This is a genomic window from Streptomyces sp. NPDC001514 (assembly GCF_053597075.1).
Genome location: NZ_JBSFHO010000039.1, coordinates 65,632 through 84,702, shown reverse-complemented (window position 1 = coordinate 84,702; position 19,071 = coordinate 65,632). Strand labels below are relative to the sequence as shown.

24 protein-coding genes and 1 pseudogene are annotated in these 19,071 nt (G+C 69.5%); 13 read left to right on the top strand and 12 right to left on the bottom strand.

The window, feature by feature from the left end; translation table 11 throughout:
- Positions 1–90 precede the first annotated feature (90 nt).
- Positions 91–372, top strand: coding sequence for a response regulator transcription factor (locus tag ACWCXB_RS31595; protein WP_450727197.1), 282 nt, complete (start codon positions 91–93; stop codon positions 370–372).
- A 25-nt stretch (positions 373–397) separates the two neighbouring features.
- Here ACWCXB_RS31595 and ACWCXB_RS31590 read toward each other — a convergent pair whose 3' ends face one another.
- A complete protein-coding gene (locus tag ACWCXB_RS31590; protein WP_450727195.1) occupies positions 398–868 on the bottom strand; it encodes a class I SAM-dependent methyltransferase in 471 nt (156 codons plus the stop codon).
- Positions 869–905: 37 nt separating this feature from the next.
- Here ACWCXB_RS31590 and ACWCXB_RS31585 point away from each other — a divergent pair, with 37 nt between their 5' ends.
- A complete protein-coding gene (locus ACWCXB_RS31585; RefSeq protein ID WP_450727194.1) occupies positions 906–1,097 on the top strand; it encodes a hypothetical protein in 192 nt (63 codons plus the stop codon).
- 120 nt (positions 1,098–1,217) lie between these two features.
- Entirely contained in the window at positions 1,218–1,928 is a 711-nt protein-coding gene (locus tag ACWCXB_RS31580) for a type 1 glutamine amidotransferase domain-containing protein (RefSeq protein ID WP_450727193.1), read from the top strand.
- 93 nt (positions 1,929–2,021) lie between these two features.
- On the opposite strand, the pseudogene ACWCXB_RS31575 reads toward ACWCXB_RS31580, so the two are convergent.
- The 3 genes and pseudogenes from ACWCXB_RS31575 to ACWCXB_RS31565 all read right to left on the bottom strand — a co-directional run.
- Positions 2,022–2,160, bottom strand: a pseudogene (locus ACWCXB_RS31575) (IS5/IS1182 family transposase); the annotation flags it as partial.
- Between the two features lie 99 nt (positions 2,161–2,259).
- Entirely contained in the window at positions 2,260–2,517 is a 258-nt protein-coding gene (locus tag ACWCXB_RS31570) for a hypothetical protein (protein WP_450727192.1), read from the bottom strand.
- 396 nt (positions 2,518–2,913) lie between these two features.
- On the bottom strand, positions 2,914–3,294 hold the full coding sequence (locus ACWCXB_RS31565; RefSeq protein WP_450727191.1) for a winged helix-turn-helix transcriptional regulator: 381 nt from the start codon (positions 3,292–3,294) through the stop codon (positions 2,914–2,916).
- A 109-nt stretch (positions 3,295–3,403) separates the two neighbouring features.
- On the opposite strand from ACWCXB_RS31565, the gene ACWCXB_RS31560 reads away from it, so the two are divergent.
- Together ACWCXB_RS31560 and ACWCXB_RS31555 are read left to right on the top strand one after the other, a co-directional pair.
- Positions 3,404–3,811, top strand: a complete 408-nt coding sequence (locus tag ACWCXB_RS31560) for a RidA family protein (protein ID WP_450727190.1) — start codon at positions 3,404–3,406, stop codon at positions 3,809–3,811.
- A gap of 224 nt (positions 3,812–4,035) precedes the next feature.
- Positions 4,036–4,533 (top strand): hypothetical protein, encoded by a 498-nt coding sequence (locus ACWCXB_RS31555; protein WP_450727189.1) that lies wholly within the window; start codon positions 4,036–4,038, stop codon positions 4,531–4,533.
- Between the two features lie 211 nt (positions 4,534–4,744).
- Here ACWCXB_RS31555 and ACWCXB_RS31550 read toward each other — a convergent pair whose 3' ends face one another.
- Positions 4,745–5,347, bottom strand: coding sequence for an HD domain-containing protein (locus ACWCXB_RS31550; protein ID WP_450727188.1), 603 nt, complete (start codon positions 5,345–5,347; stop codon positions 4,745–4,747).
- A gap of 269 nt (positions 5,348–5,616) precedes the next feature.
- Between ACWCXB_RS31550 and ACWCXB_RS31545 the strand changes: the two genes are divergently transcribed.
- Together ACWCXB_RS31545 and ACWCXB_RS31540 are read left to right on the top strand one after the other, a co-directional pair.
- Positions 5,617–6,687 (top strand): Dyp-type peroxidase, encoded by a 1,071-nt coding sequence (locus ACWCXB_RS31545; protein WP_450727187.1) that lies wholly within the window; start codon positions 5,617–5,619, stop codon positions 6,685–6,687.
- Complete coding sequence (locus ACWCXB_RS31540; RefSeq protein ID WP_450727186.1) at positions 6,668–7,486, top strand: family 1 encapsulin nanocompartment shell protein; 819 nt, start codon at positions 6,668–6,670, stop codon at positions 7,484–7,486. Before ACWCXB_RS31545 ends, ACWCXB_RS31540 begins: the two co-directional genes overlap by 20 nt.
- Before the next feature lie 24 nt (positions 7,487–7,510).
- Here the strand turns inward: ACWCXB_RS31540 and ACWCXB_RS31535 are convergent, their stop codons facing one another.
- Positions 7,511–8,251, bottom strand: a complete 741-nt coding sequence (locus tag ACWCXB_RS31535; protein WP_450727185.1) for a YoaK family protein — start codon at positions 8,249–8,251, stop codon at positions 7,511–7,513.
- A gap of 410 nt (positions 8,252–8,661) precedes the next feature.
- On the opposite strand from ACWCXB_RS31535, the gene ACWCXB_RS31530 reads away from it, so the two are divergent.
- The gene (locus ACWCXB_RS31530) at positions 8,662–9,906 is read left to right on the top strand and encodes a lectin (RefSeq protein WP_450727184.1); all 1,245 of its coding nucleotides are present in this window, start codon (positions 8,662–8,664) and stop codon (positions 9,904–9,906) included.
- A 178-nt stretch (positions 9,907–10,084) separates the two neighbouring features.
- Here the strand turns inward: ACWCXB_RS31530 and ACWCXB_RS31525 are convergent, their stop codons facing one another.
- Positions 10,085–10,744 (bottom strand): hypothetical protein, encoded by a 660-nt coding sequence (locus tag ACWCXB_RS31525; RefSeq protein WP_450727183.1) that lies wholly within the window; start codon positions 10,742–10,744, stop codon positions 10,085–10,087.
- Positions 10,745–10,943: 199 nt separating this feature from the next.
- On the opposite strand from ACWCXB_RS31525, the gene ACWCXB_RS31520 reads away from it, so the two are divergent.
- On the top strand, positions 10,944–12,245 hold the full coding sequence (locus ACWCXB_RS31520; RefSeq protein WP_450727182.1) for a VWA domain-containing protein: 1,302 nt from the start codon (positions 10,944–10,946) through the stop codon (positions 12,243–12,245).
- A complete protein-coding gene (locus ACWCXB_RS31515) occupies positions 12,245–13,018 on the top strand; it encodes a hypothetical protein (protein WP_450727181.1) in 774 nt (257 codons plus the stop codon). The genes ACWCXB_RS31520 and ACWCXB_RS31515 overlap by 1 nt, the downstream gene beginning before the upstream one ends.
- Positions 13,019–13,514: 496 nt before the next feature.
- Here the strand turns inward: ACWCXB_RS31515 and ACWCXB_RS31510 are convergent, their stop codons facing one another.
- Both ACWCXB_RS31510 and ACWCXB_RS31505 read right to left on the bottom strand, forming a co-directional pair.
- Positions 13,515–14,174 (bottom strand): alpha/beta hydrolase, encoded by a 660-nt coding sequence (locus ACWCXB_RS31510; RefSeq protein ID WP_450727180.1) that lies wholly within the window; start codon positions 14,172–14,174, stop codon positions 13,515–13,517.
- A 280-nt stretch (positions 14,175–14,454) separates the two neighbouring features.
- Positions 14,455–14,859 (bottom strand): hypothetical protein, encoded by a 405-nt coding sequence (locus tag ACWCXB_RS31505; protein WP_450727198.1) that lies wholly within the window; start codon positions 14,857–14,859, stop codon positions 14,455–14,457.
- On the opposite strand from ACWCXB_RS31505, the gene ACWCXB_RS31500 reads away from it, so the two are divergent.
- Both ACWCXB_RS31500 and ACWCXB_RS31495 read left to right on the top strand, forming a co-directional pair.
- Positions 14,794–14,979 (top strand): hypothetical protein, encoded by a 186-nt coding sequence (locus ACWCXB_RS31500; protein ID WP_450727196.1) that lies wholly within the window; start codon positions 14,794–14,796, stop codon positions 14,977–14,979. The genes ACWCXB_RS31505 and ACWCXB_RS31500 overlap by 66 nt on opposite strands.
- Positions 14,937–15,173: a hypothetical protein gene (locus ACWCXB_RS31495; RefSeq protein ID WP_450727179.1), complete on the top strand. Its 237-nt coding sequence runs from the start codon at positions 14,937–14,939 to the stop codon at positions 15,171–15,173. Before ACWCXB_RS31500 ends, ACWCXB_RS31495 begins: the two co-directional genes overlap by 43 nt.
- Positions 15,174–15,272: 99 nt before the next feature.
- On the opposite strand, the gene ACWCXB_RS31490 is transcribed toward ACWCXB_RS31495, so the two are convergent.
- The 3 genes from ACWCXB_RS31490 to ACWCXB_RS31480 form a co-directional block, all read right to left on the bottom strand.
- Positions 15,273–16,055 carry a cache domain-containing protein gene (locus ACWCXB_RS31490; RefSeq protein ID WP_450727178.1) on the bottom strand — a complete coding sequence of 261 codons (783 nt, stop codon included), beginning with the start codon at positions 16,053–16,055 and terminating at the stop codon, positions 15,273–15,275.
- The gene (locus tag ACWCXB_RS31485; RefSeq protein ID WP_450727177.1) at positions 16,009–16,791 is read right to left on the bottom strand and encodes a FadR/GntR family transcriptional regulator; all 783 of its coding nucleotides are present in this window, start codon (positions 16,789–16,791) and stop codon (positions 16,009–16,011) included. Before ACWCXB_RS31485 ends, ACWCXB_RS31490 begins: the two co-directional genes overlap by 47 nt.
- Positions 16,792–16,907: 116 nt before the next feature.
- Positions 16,908–18,068, bottom strand: coding sequence for an RNA-guided endonuclease InsQ/TnpB family protein (locus ACWCXB_RS31480; RefSeq protein WP_450727176.1), 1,161 nt, complete (start codon positions 18,066–18,068; stop codon positions 16,908–16,910).
- Between the two features lie 187 nt (positions 18,069–18,255).
- Between ACWCXB_RS31480 and ACWCXB_RS31475 the strand changes: the two genes are divergently transcribed.
- On the top strand, positions 18,256–19,071 hold the full coding sequence (locus ACWCXB_RS31475; RefSeq protein WP_450727175.1) for an ABC transporter permease: 816 nt from the start codon (positions 18,256–18,258) through the stop codon (positions 19,069–19,071).

Below are 19,071 nucleotides of genomic sequence, written 5' to 3'. Positions count from 1 at the left end.
GCGAGCCCGCAGGTCCGCCGTCCGCCGGCTCGGAGGAGCCGCCGCAGGCGCTCAGCGTGAGCAGAGCGAGAGCGGCCGCGGGCGTCCGGCATCGCCGGCCGCTGCGAGGGCGCCCGTACGCCGCTGCTGGCCGCCGCCCCCACCGCTCCCCTCACCGACCGCGAACGCGAAGTCGCTCTCCTCGCGGCCACCGGCACACGCAGCAAGGACATCGCCGGCGCCCTTCATCTGTCGGTGCGCACCGTCGACAACCATCTCCAGCGCGTCTACACCAAACTCGGAGTCACCAGGCGCAGCGAGCTGGCGGGCGTCCTGGAGCATCAGAACCACGGAACGCGACCGCGCACGGCGGAACGGCACATCCCGGCCTGAACCGCGGGCAGCGCTGCGCCGCACCTCACCGCTGGACTTCCGTCTCCCGTGGCCTTCGGGCGCTGTACACGAAGGCCGGAGGGACATTGCGCCAGACCGTACGAGAGATGACGACCTCTTCGAAGACCTCGCCGAGCAGCCTGCGGAAACGGACCGCCGGCGGTGAAAGCCTCGCGAAGGAATAGCCGAATGCCGTGAACGCCGACGTCGGCCCCATGCATGAGGCCACCGCCCCGATGAGACGGCGTTGCCGCTCGGCGTCGAAGGCGGCGAACGGAAGGCCGCTCACGACCAGATCCGCTTCTGACAGTCCGCGCTCTGCCATCAGATTCGCCAGGCGCGTCGCGTCGTCTACGACGACTTCGGCCCGCGGATACCGGCGCGTGAGGACTTCCGCCATGACGGGATTCACTTCTATCGCCAGATGACGGCCCCGGCCGGCCAGGCGGTGCTGGATCTCCGTGCTGAACGCCCCGGTGCCGGGACCGAGTTCCACCACAACAGGCTCTCCTCGGGCGGGGAGCGGAGCTGCCATGACCGCGGCGAGCCTGGCCGAACTCGGCGCAACCGCCCCGGTGGTGCCGGGTGAACGCATCCACTGCCCGACAAAGAAAGCCGTATCGCCCCTCATGCACCCTCATCGCCTCGTGAAGTCGTATCAGGGCGCTGAATTCGCAGGCAGCGCCCGGGCTCACGAAACCAAGGAGTCCGACGAGCGGTGGTGAGTATTCGATGCTCATAGCGCAACCGCGGTCCGAGTAGCGACTACTCAGTACCGGGTTCCGGCGCAGTGCTCGTATGAGGGTCTGCAGCTGTCTGTCATTGCTCACACGCAGAGGAATCCGATGACCAAGGTACTTTTCATCGTCACCGGCGCCGACCACTGGACGCTGAACGACGGCACCAAGCACCCCACCGGCTTCTGGGCCGACGAGCTGGTCCTGCCCCACCGGGCCTTCACCGCCGCCGGCTTCGACATCACGATCGCGAGCCCTGAGGGAGCGCGCCCCGTGGTCGACCAGGTCAGCCTGGCGCCCCACGTCGTCGGAGGCCCCGAGCACGCCAGGGAGCTCACCGACTACCTCGACGCGCTGAACGAGACACTGGCCTCCCCGCGGAGGCTGGAAGACGTCGACCCCGACGACTACGACATGGTGTTCGTCCCCGGAGGCCACGGCCCCATGGAGGACCTCGCGGTGCACGAACCCACGGGCCGGATCCTGACGACCATGCTCGACAGCGGCCGCACGGTCGTCATCGTGTGCCACGGGCCTGCGGCCATGCTCGCCGCCCGGCACGCGGACGGGACATGGCCGTTCGCCGGCTACCGCATGACGGCCTTCACCAACGAGGAGGAGACCATCGGGGGACTGGCGCGCAAGGCGCCGTGGCTGCTCGAGGACCGGCTGGCCGCCGCCGGTGCCCAGCTGGAGAACAGCGTGGCCTTGACGCCCAATGTGGTGGTGGACCGCAACCTGTACACCGGACAGAACCCGATGTCCGCCGCGCCCCTCGCCGAACGGGTGGTCGCCGACATCCGGTCGTCCAACGCCTGACGGAGGGTCGCCCCCCGGGCGTTGCACCGCCCGGGGGACTGGCGTTGCCCCGTGCGCCGACATGCCGACGGCCCCCGCGGTTGGCGTCAGTCAGCCGCGGGACCGGCCGATGGCGTGGTCTGCCGGTTCACCGGCTGGGGCCCTTTTTGCGGGCCCCGGCCGCGTGCTGGTGGGCGCGCACGATCGTGGAATCCACCGAGACGGCCCAGTCCAAGTCCTCATCGGCGTCCGCCTGGGTCATCAGGGCGGTGAACACCCGCTTCCTGCACGTCAGTCAACGGCACACCCGGACCAACGACCGCCTGATCCAAACGGAACTGCACAGTCGTGGTCAGGGGTCTTCGGGATCCAGCTCGAAGGTGAAATAGATGCTCAGGCAGTAGGGCTCGTCCTCGTCGTGGAAGAAATCCCACGACACGTCCGACAGGCGGATTCTTTGTTCCCGCACCCACTCATGGGCTTTCTTGAAGGCTTCCGCGGCAGTTGTGGCGAGGAACAGCTTCCTGGCCATGGGATGCACCCCAGTCTCAGCGTCCGAGTCGTCGAAACCCTCCGGAACGTCCAGGCAGAAGTTGGGATCGAGCTCCATGGAGTGCGCCCTTTCCAGCCGGTTTACCAGTACGAATCGACAGAGGTTCCCCTCTGAGCACGACGCCTGGTAGGACCGCCACACACCCGGAAGGGTTGCTTCTGCCGACCATGCTGCGGCGAGGTGACGCAGCCGATGAAACGGCCCCGCGATGATCCAAACGACACGGCCTGGTCAGCCGCAAGCGCCCGCCGGACGGACCGGTTCGGGCCGAACCGCGAGCCTTCAGGGCGAGCCCGCACAGGCATCCGCGCAGATCAACTGGCAGCCGGCCACCGACGGAGCGCACTCGCAGAACACCGCTCCTCCATCAGTGGCGGACACCGTCCCGGCCCGCGTTGGGGGGCCTGCGAGTGCGTTCCTCCGCGGCTGCACGGCAAGCGAGTCCTCAACCCGTCAGGCGTCGAAGCGGTGGCGGGAGGCCTCGATGTGACCGAGGTACAGGTGGGTCCAGTCGCACAGTCCGTCGATCGTCACCCGCAGGGCCTGGCCCGGCTCGGTGAGGGTGTACTCGACCCGCGGCGGCACGACGGGGTGCACCGTCCGCTCGATCAGACCGTTGCGCTCCAGCATGCGCAGGTTCTGGGTGAGCATCTTGTGGCTGACGCCCTCGATCTCGTTCCGCAACTCGCTGAAGCGCAGGGTGCGTTCACCGAGAGACTCGATGATCAGGAGCGCCCACTTGTTGGCGACGTCCGAGAAGATCTCCCGCGCCAGAGAGTCCGCACGCCTCAGGTCCGCATCCTCGGGCGAGCCGCTGTACTGCTTGGTCACCATCAGGTTCCCCAGTCACCGAAAAGTGCGTTCTTCCATGTCAGCGGTCACTCTCCTACGGTTTCTGAGTAACCGCAAGAGAGCGGCTCTCATAGCGATGGAGGCAGGCAGCATGGCCATCACCCTGGTAAACCCCAACGGATTGCCGGAAATCGACGCCTACCGGCAGGTGTCGATCGCGACCGGGTCGAAGCTGGTCTTCATCGCCGGGCAGGTCGCCTGGGACGTCGACGGTGTCACGGTCGGCGAAGGCGACCTCGCCGCTCAGGTCGAGCAGTGCTACCTCAACATCGGCACCGCCCTGGCCGAGGTCGGCGCTTCCTTCGACGACGTGGCGAAACTGACCGTCTACGTCGTCGACTGGACCCCCGACAAGATGCCCCTGCTCATGGAGGGGCTCGGTCGGGCGGCCGCGAAGCTGGGGGTCACCGCGACACCCCCTGCCTCGCTGCTGGGCGTTGCGGCACTGGACGTACCCGACCATCTGGTCGAGATCGAAGCCACCGCCGTCATCGACTGAACGGGCGCTCTTCGCCCGGGGGCTGTCTGAGCCCGGCCTCCGCCGCGGCGCGGGCGCCGGGCACGACGGGCAGCGAGACAGCGAGGTGGGAGCCATGTCCAGCTCGAACCGGCCACAGGGGTTCACCTGTGTCCAGAACAGCGGGGACAGGGCCCGCAGGTCGGCGTCGGTGAGCATCTGAGGCCGGCGGCCGGGCTGTTGGTACCGGCTGGGACACTCCCACCATGGACACCACACCCGAGCAAATGAGCTCCCGGACGGCGGCCGGATGGACCGTCACGCTCGCGGGCCTCGGAGCAGTCACCGGCTTCGTCTGGGACGGGCCGTTTCTCGCCGTCACCTGCGCCCTTTCCCTGGGAGGCGGCGCCGCCCTGGGCACGGTCCTGTCTCGCCGTCGAATGATCGCAACCATTCGGGAAGGACAGGGGAAGGCCGCCGCGCTCGGGTACGCCGACGGAATCGCGGACATGGTGGTGCTGGAGATATCCGCGTACAGGACCTCCGTCTTTCCGCTGTCCGGCCCCGACGCGGTAGACCCCGCCGAGCGCATGGCGCGCCGTAAGGCCGCCTACCACCTCACGGCCGCCGACGGGCTTCCCCACCACATTCGTGAGGCCGCGGCCGCCGCTCTCGAAGCGATCGATGACGCGCGTGACCGCGACACCCAGTCCGCCATCGAGCACCTCATGAAGGCCGTCCAGGAGCAGCGCCGCGGCACGTGACCGCAGCCTGGCGGATCGCGTCGTAGTGCACATCTCGGTTGTCTTCGAAGTTCACCCGCGCCGGCGTCCTCGGCGATCAGGTCGTCCAGCCGGGAGCGCGTCCCCGTGGACAGGCGGCCCACCGTGGAGGCGCAGAACCGCCGGTCCCGGCGGCGTGTGGGCGAACCGGCGCCCCGGCTGCCGGCCTGACCGTGCTCCGATGCCCGCGCCCTCAGGAATGCACCGGGTACGACGCCTGGAAGGCCAGCCGATGATCCGCGCCCTCGCCGATGGCGCCCAGGAGTTCGTCCAGCGCGAGGTACTCCTCCCAGTGCGCCCGGCCGGTCGACTCGGCGAGTCGTGAGATCACCAGGTCTTCGAGTTCCGGGACGCGCTTGTTCTTCCAGGCCTTGTCGGCGGTGCTGACCAGCAGATCCTCGATGGTCGCAGCCGATGCCGTCCACGACGCGTGGGTCGCGGCGAATCGGGCCAGGTGCGGCGCGAAACCGTGGTCCAGAAGCAACTGCCGCCCGGCTTCCTCGTGCCGGGCTCCGGGACCGGAGAGTTCGGCGATGTGCACTGTCTTGCCGATGTCGTGGGTGGCCGCCCCGAACAGCACGGCCTCGCGGTCGACGACGAGGTGCGGATACCGGCCGGCGACCCACTCGACGAGTCGGTGGGCGACGTCATGGACGGCCCGCAGATGGGCGGCCAGGCGAAGCGGGGCCTGCACGCTGCGCAGCAGCTGCTCCGCGGGCCCGGGCAGTGGCCGCAGAGGCGGGTCGACGGGGTCGCGCAGGGCTCGGGAGAGCAGGTCGGGTGGCGGCGGGGACATCGCGCCACGCTACTACCCGGCCACACGTACCCGGCCACACGCACCGTTCGCGCACCCGTCGCACCCTGGGGTGCGGTGGCAGGTGCTGGAGTGCCCGCCTTACAGTGAAAAGGGCATTTCCCGGCAGGTCCACCGCCTGTCGGCTCCTTCCCGCCGATCGGCCGAGGGGACCGTCCGCACCCAGGACGGTGCGGAGCGCCGGGGTGACATGTGCCGACTTGGAACGTCCCGGCGTGCCCCGTCGCGACGACCGTGAAGGGGTGTGGCCGATGGCCCGACTCCCCCAGGAGCCGGTTCCCCAGCCGGTGCTGTCCCCCCTGACGGCTGCGGCGATCTTTCTGGTGGTGACGGTCGACGCAGGGGGCGAGCCCGGGGCACGGAAGCTCCTGTCCGACCTGACGGGACTGCAGCGGGCCGTCGGTTTCCGGGCGCCCAACGGAAAGCTCAGCTGTGTCACCGGCATCGGATCACAGGTCTGGGGGCGCCTGTTCGCCGGGCCGCGCCCAGCGGAGCTGCACACCTTTCGTGAGCTGGCCGGAGCCAGGCACCGCGCGGTGTCAACACCCGGTGACCTGCTCTTCCACATCCGTGCCGAGCGGCTGGACCTGTGCTTCGGGCTGGCCGCCGAGATCATGGAACGTCTTCATGGTGCCGTCACGGTGCGCGACGAGGTGCACGGGTTCAAGTACTTCGACGTGCGTGACCTGCTCGGTTTCGTCGACGGGACCGAGAACCCGGTGGGGCCGGCGGCGAGTGCGGCGGTCCTGATCGGCGACGAGGACCCGCAGTTCACGGGAGGCAGTTACGTCATCGTGCAGAAGTACCTCCACGATCTGCAGGCGTGGAACGCCCTGCCGGTGGAAGCGCAGGAGATGGTGATCGGACGGAGGAAGCTGTCCGACATCGAACTGGACGACGAGATCAAACCGGCCGATTCCCATGTCGCCCTGACCACTGTCGTCGATCCCGATGGGACGAAACACGAGATCCTTCGGGACAACATGCCCTTCGGGAGCGTCGGACAGGGCGAATTCGGTACGTACTTCATCGGATATGCGCGTACCCCGGCAGTGACCGAGACGATGCTGGAGCGCATGTTCCTGGGTGATCCGCCGGCGTCCCACGACCGCATCCTGGACTTCTCCGTCCCGGTCACCGGATCGCTGTTCTACGTGCCGACCAATGATTTCCTCGACAACCTTCCCGATCCGCCCGTCACCAGCACGTACTCCGAGGCTCCCACGGCGACGGTGTCGGACGCCCCGGCTCGCACCCTGGACTCTTCCCTGAGGATCGGCGACATGAAGGCGAGCACCGCCGATGAACAACCTGCACCGTGAACTGGCTCCCATCTCCACTGCCGCCTGGGCCGACTTGGAGGAAGAGGCGCGACGCACCTTCAAGCGCCATGTGGCCGCCCGACGGATCGTCGACGTTCCCGAGCCGAGCGGTCCTGAACTGTCCGCGGTGGGCACCGGGCACCTGGACGCTGTGGACGCACCGGCCGAGGGGGTCATCGCCCACACGCGCCGCTCGCAGCCGATCGTGGAGCTCCGTGTTCCCTTCACCGTCGATCGTCAGCAGGTCGACGACGTCGCACGCGGGGCCAAGGACGCGGACTGGCAGCCGGTCAAGGACGCTGCCCGGCAGATCGCGTTCGCCGAGGACCGCGCGGTGTTCGAAGGCTATGCGGCCGCGGGCATCGCAGGCCTGCGCGAGAGCTCGTCGAACCGCGCCCTGACCCTGCCGGCCGAAGTACGCGAGTACCCGAACGCCATCAGCCAGGCCGTGACCGCGCTGCGGCTGGCGGGTGTCGGCGGCGCGTACACGCTGACGCTCAGCGCCGAGGCGTACACCGCCGTCAGCGAGACCGCCGATTACGGCTACCCCATCATCAAACACATCGCCCGGCTGCTGGACGGCGAGATCATCTGGGCGCCTGCCATCGACGGTGCCTTTCTGCTGTCCACGCGGGGCGGAGACTTCGAACTACGCCTCGGCCAGGACGTGTCCATCGGCTACCTGTCGCACGACGACAGGAGCATACGGCTGTACTTCCAGGAGACGCTGACATTCCTGGTGCACACGAGTGAGGCCGTGGTGGCCCTGGAGACGTCGTCCCCGCCGCTCGCCGTGTGACGACCGGAGGCCCGATGCTGCTGATCAGCTGTGCTCCTCCACCCGTCCATGAGCGGATGCCGTTGCGATCACCACGACGGCACCGACCAGCACCATCGGCAGGATCGGCGCCCACAACGGCGCAAACCGCAGCAGCAGGGCGCCGCCCGTGGCGCCGCACAGGAACGCCGCCAACCGGGCGCCGGCCGCAGCGTCGAACCGGTGCGGCTCGCCACTGAGGGCGCGGACAAGCCCGGTCAACGTACCGGTCAGGTAGGTGGTCGACGCCCCCCGCACACCGGAGCTGATCGTCACTGCGCTCTGCACTCCCATCGCCGCGCCGGCCAACGCGAGGAGGAGCGAGGTGATGCCGGCGTCGGGATGCCCCTCGGTGGCCAGCCATCCACCGCCCACCCCGGCGAGCAGTGCCAGCTCGGCCGTCATGATCAGGCTTGTTTCGCGGCGCCAACGCGCACCGCGACGGCCCAGCCCGGCAGTGCCGACCGCAACGCCCAAGGCATAGCTCCCGACTGCCACCGTCGCCCCCACCGCCAGCCGGCTGTCGAGCGCCACGAGGGCACGTCCGAGTTGCACGAGGTTGCCGGTGATGACGCTGGCGAACACACCGTCGAACCGCGTCACGCACACGGCATCCAGGCTGCCTGCCGCCGCCGCGAGCACCGCGAGGAGACGTACGACCCGACGCTCGGGCCGCACCGCCGCGCCCGGTTCTGCTGGTGCGCCGTCTGGCCGGCCACCTGTCGATGCATCGTCTCGGCGATTCATCGGTCGCGGTGCTCCGGAAGGGAACGACCGCCGCTCTCCCGCGCTTGTCGCATGCCGCATCTCCCTCTCATGACGTGCCCTTCCCGGTCGTCTCGACGAGTCTGCTCCTCAGGTGACCGGACACAGCGGACGACACCGGGCATCGCGGTCCATGCACCGGATTCGCCCGCACGCCCCGGGTTGCCCCCGGCCATGCGAGCACGGGGAGCTCGGACCGTCCGGACCATTCACCGACGCACGCTCCTCGCCGCATGCGTTGACAGGGCCCCATCAAAAAGGTTCACTCCCTGAAGGCAGGTCCAGACCAACGAGCGAAGTCCCGCCAACCACTGCACGACCGCCAACGGCCCCCTCCCCCGGTCCGGTTGGCGCCCCCACAGCAGAAATCGAGGCACCTCATGTCATTACGAATGCGCAGGCGCCCTTTCCGCGCCATCGCCCTGACGGTCGCGGCACTGACCGCCGCACTGAGCTGGGCGCCCAGCTCCACGGCCGCTCCCACCCCGACGATTCAAGCCGTGAACTTCGAGGACAACTTCGACGGCCCGTCGGGAGCCGCGGTCGACGGCGGCAAGTGGCAGATCGAGACCGGCGACAACGTTGCCAACCACGAGCGCCAGTACTACACCGCGGGCAACGCCAACGCCGCCCTCAACGGCCAGGGCCAGCTGGTGATCACGGCCCGTCGCGAGAACCCCGGCAACTACCAGTGCTGGTACGGCACATGCCAGTACACGTCCGCGCGGCTGAACACCGCGGGCAGGTTCACCCAGGCCTACGGCCACGTCGAGGCCCGGATGAAGATCCCGCGCGGGCAGGGCATGTGGCCCGCGTTCTGGATGCTCGGCAACGACATCGGCCAGGTCGGCTGGCCGAACAGCGGCGAGATCGACGTCATGGAGAACGTCGGTTTCGAACCGAGCACGGTGCACGGCACCATCCACGGCCCCGGCTACTCGGGCAGCGGCGGCATCGGCGCCGCGTACACCCTGCCGGGCGGCCAGGCCTTCGCCGACGGCTTCCACACCTTCGCCGTCGACTGGGCCCCCGACTCGATCACCTGGTCCGTCGACGGCAACGTCTACCAGCGCCGCACCCCCGCCGACCTCGGCGGCCGGCAGTGGGTCTTCAACAAGCCCTTCTTCCTCATCCTCAACCTCGCAGTCGGCGGCTACTGGCCCGGCGACCCCGACGGCTCGACCGTCTTCCCGCAGCAGCTCGTCGTGGACCACGTCCGCGTCACGACCTCCGACAGCGGCGGCGGAGGCACCAGCGGCACCCTCCGCGGCCTCGCGGGCAAGTGCCTCGACGTGGCCGGCGCCAACACCGCCAACGGCACACGCGTCCAGCTCTACACCTGCAACGGCACCGCAGCCCAGCGCTGGACGGTGGGCACCGACGGCACCATACGGGCCCTCGGCAAGTGCCTCGACGCCGCCGCCGCGGGCACGGCGGACGGCACGCGCGTACAGCTCTGGGACTGCAACGGCACGGGCGCGCAGAGATGGTCGTACAACGCCTCGACCAACGACGTGGTGAACCTGCCCGCGAACAAGTGCCTGGACGTCCTGGACAACAACCCGGCGGACGGGACACCGACGCAGATCTGGACCTGCACGGGCAGCGCCAACCAGAAGTGGTCGCTGGTGTCGTAGAGCGGCGGCGCCGGGCGCGATCGCCGGCCCTTGAGGCAGTGAGGAAGTCGTCGGCCTGGGCGACTTCCTCGGGCGCCACGAGCGTCAGCAGGGGGTTCCCCCCGGCCCGCGGTCGTGGGCGGCAGCTCCGGTGAGCCGCCTCATCGCATCCGGCGCACCGGCCCGTTCCCGCACGACGTCACGACTCGTACCAGCCCAGGGATCCTCCGCCCTCGGACGGATCGAACGACTGATGCAGGCCCACGAGCGCGGCCACCAGGCGTGGGTCCCAGCCCTGGCGCAGGACCTGGTAGTCCTCGGCCAGGCCCCGGAAGACGATGTGCGCCCGCCCCGCGTCGTCGCGCCAGATCACACGGCGTGGCGCGCCGAACCCGCCGTCGCCCTCGCCGAGGATGGAGGTGATCCCCCAGAGCAGGCTGAGCGGCAGTCCCACCGGCCACCACAGCGCCCACCACACGAGTCGGCCCCGGTAACCGCGGACGGCGGGGCCCGCGACCGGCTCCACGGTCCACCGCGTCCGGCCGATCCGGAACAGACTGCGACGCCGGAGCGTGATCCGCCCCAGCGGGGCGCCGTAGGAGTCCTCGACGCGGTAGACGGCGGTGCGCCCACCCACGCGCGGACCGAGAGGCTGCTCGGTCACCGCCCGGGCGACCGGGCCCTGCCCGTCGGGGACGACGTGGAAGGCACGGATGGAGCGATCGTGGTCGCGCCCGGGGCTGTCGGCGTCACGCCAGAGCCGGCCGATCGCGCCACCCTGTTCGTGTTCGTCCCGGCTGACGACGACCGGTGGCGTCGTCTGGTACCTCACGTCGTACGTCACTCGCCCCTGGGCCACGCTCTCCCTCTCCCCGTACTGGGCCATACCGGCCGCATTGCTCTCACCGCAGCGAGCGGTGCCGGCAGGCGCGCACCGGCGAATCTCGTCCTTGGGCTCCGTTCCCAACACCTCGGGATCGGCGCGCTGTTGCGTCGGCCCGCTGGTGCACGTGCGCGCGGAATTGGGCAGTGCTCACCCTGATCACTATGATCCGGCGATGATCATACGAAAGCGACTGGCAGCCGCGGTGTGCAGCGCGCTACTGGTCACCTTGACCGGCGGCCTCGTCCCGGCCGCCGCCTTCGCCGACTCCGGCGGCTCCGGCGACGAGCCGACCGCGAAGGAACCGCCCAAGGTCGAACTCGTCCTCGACGTCAGTGGTTCGATGCGGGCCCGCGACATCGACGGACAGTCGCGGATGTCCGCGGCCAAGCAGGCGTTCAACGAGGTGCTGGACGCGGTGCCGGAAGAGGTCCGGCTCGGCATACGCACACTGGGCGCCGACTACCCCGGCAAGGACCAGAAGAAGGGCTGCAAGGACACACGTCAGCTCTACCCGGTGGGCGAACTCGACCGGACCGAGGCGAAGACGGCGGTGGCGACGCTCGCGCCCACCGGCTGGACGCCGATCGGGCCCGCGCTGCTGGGCGCCGCCGACGACCTGGAGGGCGGCAACGCCACCCGCCGGATCGTGCTCATCACGGACGGCGAGGACACCTGTGCCCCGCTCGACCCGTGCGAGGTGGCGCGCGAGATCGCGGCCAAGGGCATCAACATCACCATCGACACGCTCGGCCTGGTCCCCAACGCCAAGATGCGTGCCCAGCTGATGTGCATCGCCGAGGCCACCGGCGGCACGTACACCTCCGTGCAGCACAAGGACGAACTGTCCGACCGAGTCAGCCAGTTGGTCGACCGTGCCGCCGAGCCGGTCGTCACCCCGGTCGCCACGCAGGGCACCGACCGGTGCGAGGACGCGCCGCAGCTGAAGGCCGGTCTCTACGCCGACCGTGAGACCTTCGGTCAGCACCGCTGGTACCGGGTGGACCTGCTGCCCGGGCAGGAGCTGCGCGCCTCGGTGAGCATCGCCGCCGACCGTGCCGTCAACCGTGACTACGGTGTGCTGCTGCGCGCGTCGACGCTGCACGGCCGGGAGATCGTACGCGGCGAGGCCGCGGGCGACGGGCGCACCGATGTCGTCTCGACGGGGCTGCGCTACCCGAAGCCCGAGATCGACGACGCGGACGCCAACGACGACGTCAAGCCCGCCGCCGAGACGGTCTGTCTGCGGGTGAGCAACTCCTTCTCGGCCCCGGCTTCGGTCAAGACCGCTCCCGGCCTGCCCGTCGAGCTGACGCTCGATGTGGTGGACGGCCCCGACAACGCCGCCGACGTCGCCTTCTTCGGCCTCGGCCGCGGCTGGTGGCTGCTCGGCCTGCTGACGCTCGCGGGCTTCGCGACCGGTCTGCTGTGGGGCTGGATCTCGCGCTGGCGCATCGCCGTCTGGAGGACCAACTGATGCGTACCGTACGCACTTTCACGGGGGCGCTGCTTTCCGCCGCCGCGCTGTTCACGTTCGCGGGCACTGCGGTCGCGGAGACCCCCACCCCGAGCCCGAGCACGGAGGAGGCCGCCGCGCCGACCGAGGCCGGCACGTCCTTCCGTACCGCCACGGTCGTACGCCCCGGACAGCGGGCCACGGCGCAGGCGTCGACCGGTGACTACCTCTACTGGCAGTTCCCGGCCGACGCGGGACAGCAGGCCACGGTGCGGGCGACGGTGAAGCTGCCCGGTTCCGAGGCCCGCCACGGCACCCACACCTGGCGGCTCGACGTGTACGACGGACTGCGCCGCCGTCAGGCCTGCCGCTACGGCAGCGACACCAAGGCCGCCCGGGCCGAGGCCACCTCCGTCGAGCTCTCCTGCGCGCTGCGTACGGTCCGGGCCTGGTCGGAGCCATGGGCCAACGACCCGCTGCCGGGCGCGTATTACGTCCGCCTTACCGTCGTCGACGCGCCCGCCGAGGACCTCGGTGAGCCCGTCGACGCCGCGGTCGAGGTCACGGCGTCCGACGCCGGGGGCACCGCCGCGGTGGACGGTCACCTGGCCGCACCGCTCGTGCCCGCGTCGGGCGCGAAGGTCGAGCCGGACGGCGGCTGGGCCTCCGGCTGGTGGTCGTCCCGCATCCTGTGGACGGCGGCCGGCGCGGCACTCGCCGCGCTGGCCGGCATCTGGGGCTACCGCCTCACCCGCGGCAACGGCCGCCCGGCGCAGGTACCGCCGGGGGCCTGACCCCGTACGGGCGCCGCCCGCCCCGGGGAGACCCAGGGCGGGCGGCGCACCGATCACCCAGCGGCCGGCCGTCCACGCCAGGCGTGACCGGGGCTGCTGAGGCCCCCGCTGCCGCCACCCGAGGACTTGGTAAATCGCTATGTCGGATATCAGCGCGGACGGTCTCAAGCAGCCTCCGGAAGAGCGAAGATCCACACGAGGTCAGGAAGCGGGAGTCGTCTTATGTCATGGACATGGCATCGACACTTCACGCTGGGGCGGCGCGATGTTCGGCATGCTCTCCGCCCTCGCCGAGTTCCAGCGCGAACCCATCGTGGCTGGACGGCCTCGCTGCAGCCCGAGCCCGTGGCCGGGTCGGCGGCCGACGCCACTCGTCAGTGCACTCGCACACGCACTCCGCAGGCGGGACGCGGAGCGGTCCACCCGGCGCCCGGCATTCCAGGAAACTCCGGCTTCATCGATCAGACACCCCAGCATCGCAATCGGGCTGGCGCATTCAAGCTCCGTGAGGCGTCCGAGTACCGGTCTGCTCGCCGATCCATGACTCGGCGAAGCGTGTCCATGTCGATGCCTCTCCAGCGCCATGGGCGAGGCCCAGACTGTGGGGGCCGTGGGGGAAGACGTGCACCGTGTGGGGCACATTGTCGGCGGCCAACGCCGCAGCCAGGCGATAGGTGTGCTCCGGCGGAACGTAAGAATCCTCCGCCGTGTGCCAGAGGAAGAACGGAGGAGCCGACGGAGTCACCAGCGCGTCGAGCGAGGTCGAACGACGCAGCTCCGGCGACGCGTCCTCACCCAGCAGAACGATCTGCGAAGGGCGGTACGTCTCGGTCTCCATCGAGGTGATCGCATAGCCGAGCACAGCGAACTGAACCGATGTCCGCTCGTCAGCGTTCGGAGCGAGGGCTGCCAGGCCCGCGAGGTGCCCACCGGCCGAGAAGCCCACGGCCCCGATCGTGTCGGCCCCCTTGTCCCGTAGGCGCCGGATCTCGGTCTGAAGTGCCGCGAGCGGCGCTGGATGCCGTGTGTTGAGCGGATACCGGAAAACGCTCGCCTCCAAGCCCAATCCTTCGAGCCAATCGACGATCGGCTGGGCCTCGTGCTCGGCGTGCACCTCGTAGCCGCCTCCTGGCAACACGATCACATGCACAGACATCTCATCGTCCTCTTTCATTGACCGGGCGAACCGCTCGGGCACACGGGCCGAGTGAGCCTATCCACGGCTCGCATGAAGCCGTCACAGTGACACGGTCGCGCCCTGAGGCAGCGGTGGCGCGGGACCTTGGGTTGGCAGTACGACGCGCAGACCGTGTCCATCTGGACCACCGTCGGCGGCGCATCAAGAACGTCCGCTTTGCCTGCTCAGCCGATGCGCTCAAGATCCTGCGGGAATACCGCAAGGGTGAGTCCGACCTGATCGAACGCGACGGCGTGATCTACCTGGTCGCGGTCTGTGACTTCCCGAGGCCGAGCAGTACGAGCCGGACGGTTTCATCGGCGTGGACCTCGGCATCGTCAACATCGCCACCACGTCCACCGGCTCCAAGGCAGCCGGGCGCGGCCTGAACCGGCACCGCAAGCGGCAGCTGGAACTTCGCCGCAAGCTCCAGGCCAAGGCCGTACACGGTGCGGGCGCGGGACGCGGCCGGGAACGCCTCGGCGCAGTCCGGTCCGGTCACCGGCCGGACGACGCAGGGCGGCACCGGCAACGGCAATCTGAAGGTGCAGTACAAGACAAGACCGGTGACACCAACGCCACGGACAACGTAATCCGGATGATTCTCCAGCTGGTCAACACCGGCGCCGGGGCACAGAGCCTGTCCGGGGTGGAGATCCGTCACTGGTTCGCCGACAGTGCAAGCTCGTACACCACTGGTGCGACTGGGCGCAGCTGGGCTGTTCCACCCTCACCCACTCGGTGGTCGCCAACGGCTCGGCGACCGACGCCGATCACTATCTGAAGGTGAACCTCTCCGGGGGTTCGCTCGCCGCTGGGGCGTCCACCGGGGAGATCCAGCTCCGCGTCCACCGTTCCGACCGGTCGAACTTCAACGAGGCGGACGACTACAACCGCGGCACGAACGCGGCCTTCGCGGACGCACCCAGGATCGGCGTCCACATGAACGGCGCCATGGCCTGGGGCACCCAGCCCTGATTTCCGCTGCCCGGCCGTCTGTCCACCCCGGTGCGGAGTGCTCCCCCGTTGAACTCGGGCTGCACCGGGGTGACCGGTGCTGCCCCGACGGCCCGACCGTCACGCGGCTTCTGTGACGAGCACCAGGGGAACACCGTCGCACGGGTACAGGCGCAACCCGTCGTGGACGGTGGAGTGCCGGGGGCCTGCGGGCAGCCCGGCGAAAGCGACGCTCTTGGTGAGAGAACCGGCAAGGTGGAACGGGTCCGTGGACGCAGCGACGCGGCCCCGTGCGTTGACCAGCCGAGCCGGAATCGTCAGCCGCTGGAGGAGGGGCAGTACGGCGGCTTCGAAGTTCCGCAGGTACACGTCGGCAGCGGCAACGCCCACGAACCGGCCGTCGACGGTCACCGGCGCGGAGAGGGTCAGGCTGTACCCGTCGGAGCAGAGGTAGTCCACATAGGGTCCCGCGACCGCTCGCCGCCCGGTGTCCCTCGGCAGGGTGAACCAGTCCCAGTGGGTGTAGTCCGAGTACGCGGAGTGCTGCGGATCAAGGTCGGGCACCAGCGGACGGACGTGGCCGTTCCCGTCGGTCTGCCACCACTCCAGCCAGGCCGACACGTCGGCGAGCAGGCCGGGTACGGCGACGAACCCGATCCCCGAAACCAGTTCGTACCGACTGAGCCGCTCGTGCAGACCGGGCCGCAGCGGCGCGAGGTCGGCGGAGACGGGCCGATGCCCCTGAGCCGATATCGAGCCGAGGAGGGCCTGAGTGTCGGCGCACGTCCGGGACACGGCGTCGAAGACACCTTCGAGGGCGTCACGGATTCCGGCAGCCACGTCGGAAACCGTTTCGTCAGGAGCGGCTGCCGCCGCGCTCACGAGACGGGGACTGCTGGCCATGGGAGCCCTCCTCGGGACGGAGACCGCGCGCACCGCCGACGGAGCGGAGTCGGAGTCCGATGAGGCGTGTCAAGGAGGCCTGCACACCTTGTTCCGCCAGGGCTCTGGCACGCTCGCCCGCACCATCATGCACGGCTGAGATCACAGCGCGGTGACGATCGGTCACCTCCATGAGATATCCATCATCGCCAAGGATGAGGCACATCAGCGTCCCCACCTCGGTCTGGATGGCGACCTCCTCGCGGGTCAACCGGGCGGACTGGGCGGCAGCGGCCAGCTCCACATGAAACCGCGAGCAGATCCGACTGCGGGCCGCCGGCTCCGCGGCGTCGGTCAGCTCGTCCAGGGTCCTGCGCAGTGGCTGCAGGTCGTCCGGCTCGGTGCGCTGGGCGGCGAGCCGGGCAGCGGCTCCCGAGACCGCAGCCCAGTGGTCGACGAGATCGCGGAGTTCCTCTGTGCTCCAGTCGGCCAGCCGGGCCCGCAGCCGGTCCTCCGTCGGCCCGTCGGGCAGGGTGACGAACGTGCCCCCGCCGCGGCCTCTGCGCGTGGTGACCAGACCTTGCTGGCGCAGGGCCATCAGCGCCTCGCGCAAGGTCACGGTGGAGACACCGAGCTGCGCGGCGAGATCGGTCTCGCCCGGCAGTTGTTCGCCGTCGGCCAGCAGCCCGAGCTCGATGGCATCGGCGAGGCGGCGCACGACGGCGTCCACGCGGGCCCGGGTGTCGACAGGCGTCAACTTCTCGGCCGTAAACGACCGAGCTAGTTGACTCTGTCGTCTACACCTTGTCGCGCTCCCGACTGCCCCCTACGACAGGACGGTCACGGGTCGCATCTACCAGCGAAAGGAGGTGTTCAGGTCCTTTGCGGTACGGGTCCGTTGACGAGAACCCACGCCGAGCGTGCGCGGTTGCGTACGTTGACCCCGGCGACGTGGTCGGCGGGGCCAGCGAGCCCGCACCGACGACAGGAGAAGGTGTCCCGGGTGGGACGGTTGTTCCTCGCCGTGTGCCCGCATCTGGGGCACATCTGCGAGGTGTAATGGGCGTCCACCCAGATCACCGGGACCCCGGCCCGCCGGGCCTTGTACCGGATGTGTTCTTCGAGCTGGTGGAACGGCCAGGAGGAGAGCGCAGCCCGCTGGTCGCGGAAAGGCCGTACCCGGTCACGGATGCCACTCAAGTCTTCGAGGGCGATGCCGCGTCCGGTGCGTTGTGCGACGGCCACGATCTCCTTGCTGATCCTGTGGTTGACGTGGGCGGCGTGCCGGGCCTCGCGGCGTGCCCGGCGCTTGGCCCGCCGGGCGGCGGACCGGGTCCGCTTCGCCTGGAGTTCAGCACGCTTGCGGGCGTGCCAGCGCCGGTACCGGCCAAGACGGCGGCCCTGATAGTTGTCCCCGTCGGACGTGGTGGCGAGGTTGGCCATGCCCCGGTCCACACCGATCCAGTCCACCGGCTCGGTGTTGAGCGGCGCTTCGGGGACCTCGCAGGTGGCGACCAGGAACCACATGCCGTCACGGTGCACGAGATCCGATTCGCCCTTGCGGTACTTCGCAAGCATCGCCAACTGGCCCAGGTGCCCGGTGTACCGGACGCCCTTGACCCGACCCGCCACAGTCCAGATGCTGACGGTCCGCGCGTCATGCTGCCACGACAGAATCCGGTCGTCATACGGCTGGGCCGCATCAGGGCGGAAGACGATCGGCTTCGACTCCGCACGGCTGCGCCGCCTCGAGGTGGCCGGACCCAGGTTCCCCGCCCGGATATTCGCACGCAACGTGGTGTAGGCGTCCACGACCTTCTTCACCACCCGTACAGCAGACTGGGCAGCGAGCCCGAACTCGGCCTTGAGACGGGCGTAGACCAGTCTTTGCAACTCGTTGCGGGAGGTGATGCCGCTCTCGTACGCCACCGCGGATACTGCATCGGCCGCCCGGTTGCACGCGGGCAGGGTCGCCGCCAAAGCCGCCGCCACCTCGGGCGACGGCAGCAGCTTCACCTGCACCACGACCTTCACGCCAACAACCTAACCGTCACCACTGACAACAGCCGACAGTGCAGGTCACGACAGGTACGGAGGGAACTCCGCCGCTTCGCGGCTCCGCTCCAAGGACCCATTCCTCCACGGCCTGAAGGACGGGGCCTCCTTGGAGAAATCAGGTGGAAGTGCCTGTGGAAGTGCCTGTGAAAGCGAAGGCCACCCGATGAACCTCTCCCGCCCCGCGCGCATCACCCTGCGCATCGCAGCCGGGCTCGGCTTCGCGGTCATCTACGTCCCGCTGCTGTTGGTCCTGGTCAACTCCCTCAATCCCGACCGAAGTTCGGGCTGGCCGCCGCCCGGGCTCACCTTCGACTGGTGGACGGCCGCCTGGCACAGCACCGGGGCCCGCGAAGCCCTGTGGACCTCGGTCAAGGCGGGCCTCGGTGCCACTGCCATCGCGCTGGTCCTCGGCACGCTCATCGCCTTCGCCGTGCAGCGTTACCGGTTCTTCGGCCGGGAGGCGATCTCCTTCGTGGTCGTGCTGCCGATCGCGCTGCCCGGCATCATCACGGGTGTCGCACTCAACACCGCGTTCCGTACGGTGCTCGAACCGCTGGGCGTCGGCCTCGGCATGTTCACGGTGGTCGTCGGGCACGCCACTTTCTGCATCGTGGTGGTCTTCAACAACGTGGCCGCCCGGCTGCGCAGGATGTCCGGCTCGTACGAGGAAGCCGCGATGGACCTGGGCGCCCACACCTTCCGCGCCTTCTGGGACGTCACCTTCCCGATGGTGCGCTCCGCACTGGTCGCGGGCGCGCTGCTGGCCTTCGCGCTCTCCTTCGACGAGATCGTGGTCACCACCTTCACCGCGGGGCCCGGGGTGCAGACCCTCCCGGTCTGGATCTTCTCCAACATGGCCCGCCCCCAGCAGGCTCCGGTGGTCAATGTCGTCGCCGCGGTGCTCGTCCTGCTGTCGGTGATCCCGATCTACCTCGCTCAGCGCCTGTCGAGCGACACGGCCTCGGGCAGCAGGATCTGA

Excerpts from the sequence above, each read along its gene's own strand:
- ACWCXB_RS31540 (WP_450727186.1), top strand. The coding sequence starts at position 6,668 with ATGAACAACCTGCACCGTGAACTGGCTCCCATCTCCACTGCCGCCTGG.
- ACWCXB_RS31565 (WP_450727191.1), bottom strand. The coding sequence starts at position 3,294 with ATGGTGACCAAGCAGTACAGCGGCTCGCCCGAGGATGCGGACCTGAGG.
- ACWCXB_RS31475 (WP_450727175.1), top strand. The coding sequence starts at position 18,256 with ATGAACCTCTCCCGCCCCGCGCGCATCACCCTGCGCATCGCAGCCGGG.
- ACWCXB_RS31535 (WP_450727185.1), bottom strand. The coding sequence starts at position 8,251 with ATGAATCGCCGAGACGATGCATCGACAGGTGGCCGGCCAGACGGCGCA.
- ACWCXB_RS31515 (WP_450727181.1), top strand. The coding sequence starts at position 12,245 with ATGCGTACCGTACGCACTTTCACGGGGGCGCTGCTTTCCGCCGCCGCG.
- ACWCXB_RS31490 (WP_450727178.1), bottom strand. The coding sequence starts at position 16,055 with ATGGCCAGCAGTCCCCGTCTCGTGAGCGCGGCGGCAGCCGCTCCTGAC.
- ACWCXB_RS31555 (WP_450727189.1), top strand. The coding sequence starts at position 4,036 with ATGGACACCACACCCGAGCAAATGAGCTCCCGGACGGCGGCCGGATGG.
- ACWCXB_RS31560 (WP_450727190.1), top strand. The coding sequence starts at position 3,404 with ATGGCCATCACCCTGGTAAACCCCAACGGATTGCCGGAAATCGACGCC.
- ACWCXB_RS31585 (WP_450727194.1), top strand. The coding sequence starts at position 906 with ATGACCGCGGCGAGCCTGGCCGAACTCGGCGCAACCGCCCCGGTGGTG.
- ACWCXB_RS31500 (WP_450727196.1), top strand. The coding sequence starts at position 14,794 with ATGATTCTCCAGCTGGTCAACACCGGCGCCGGGGCACAGAGCCTGTCC.
- ACWCXB_RS31510 (WP_450727180.1), bottom strand. The coding sequence starts at position 14,174 with ATGTCTGTGCATGTGATCGTGTTGCCAGGAGGCGGCTACGAGGTGCAC.
- ACWCXB_RS31545 (WP_450727187.1), top strand. The coding sequence starts at position 5,617 with ATGGCCCGACTCCCCCAGGAGCCGGTTCCCCAGCCGGTGCTGTCCCCC.
- ACWCXB_RS31530 (WP_450727184.1), top strand. The coding sequence starts at position 8,662 with ATGCGCAGGCGCCCTTTCCGCGCCATCGCCCTGACGGTCGCGGCACTG.
- ACWCXB_RS31570 (WP_450727192.1), bottom strand. The coding sequence starts at position 2,517 with ATGGAGCTCGATCCCAACTTCTGCCTGGACGTTCCGGAGGGTTTCGAC.
- ACWCXB_RS31580 (WP_450727193.1), top strand. The coding sequence starts at position 1,218 with ATGACCAAGGTACTTTTCATCGTCACCGGCGCCGACCACTGGACGCTG.
- ACWCXB_RS31520 (WP_450727182.1), top strand. The coding sequence starts at position 10,944 with ATGATCATACGAAAGCGACTGGCAGCCGCGGTGTGCAGCGCGCTACTG.
- ACWCXB_RS31550 (WP_450727188.1), bottom strand. The coding sequence starts at position 5,347 with ATGTCCCCGCCGCCACCCGACCTGCTCTCCCGAGCCCTGCGCGACCCC.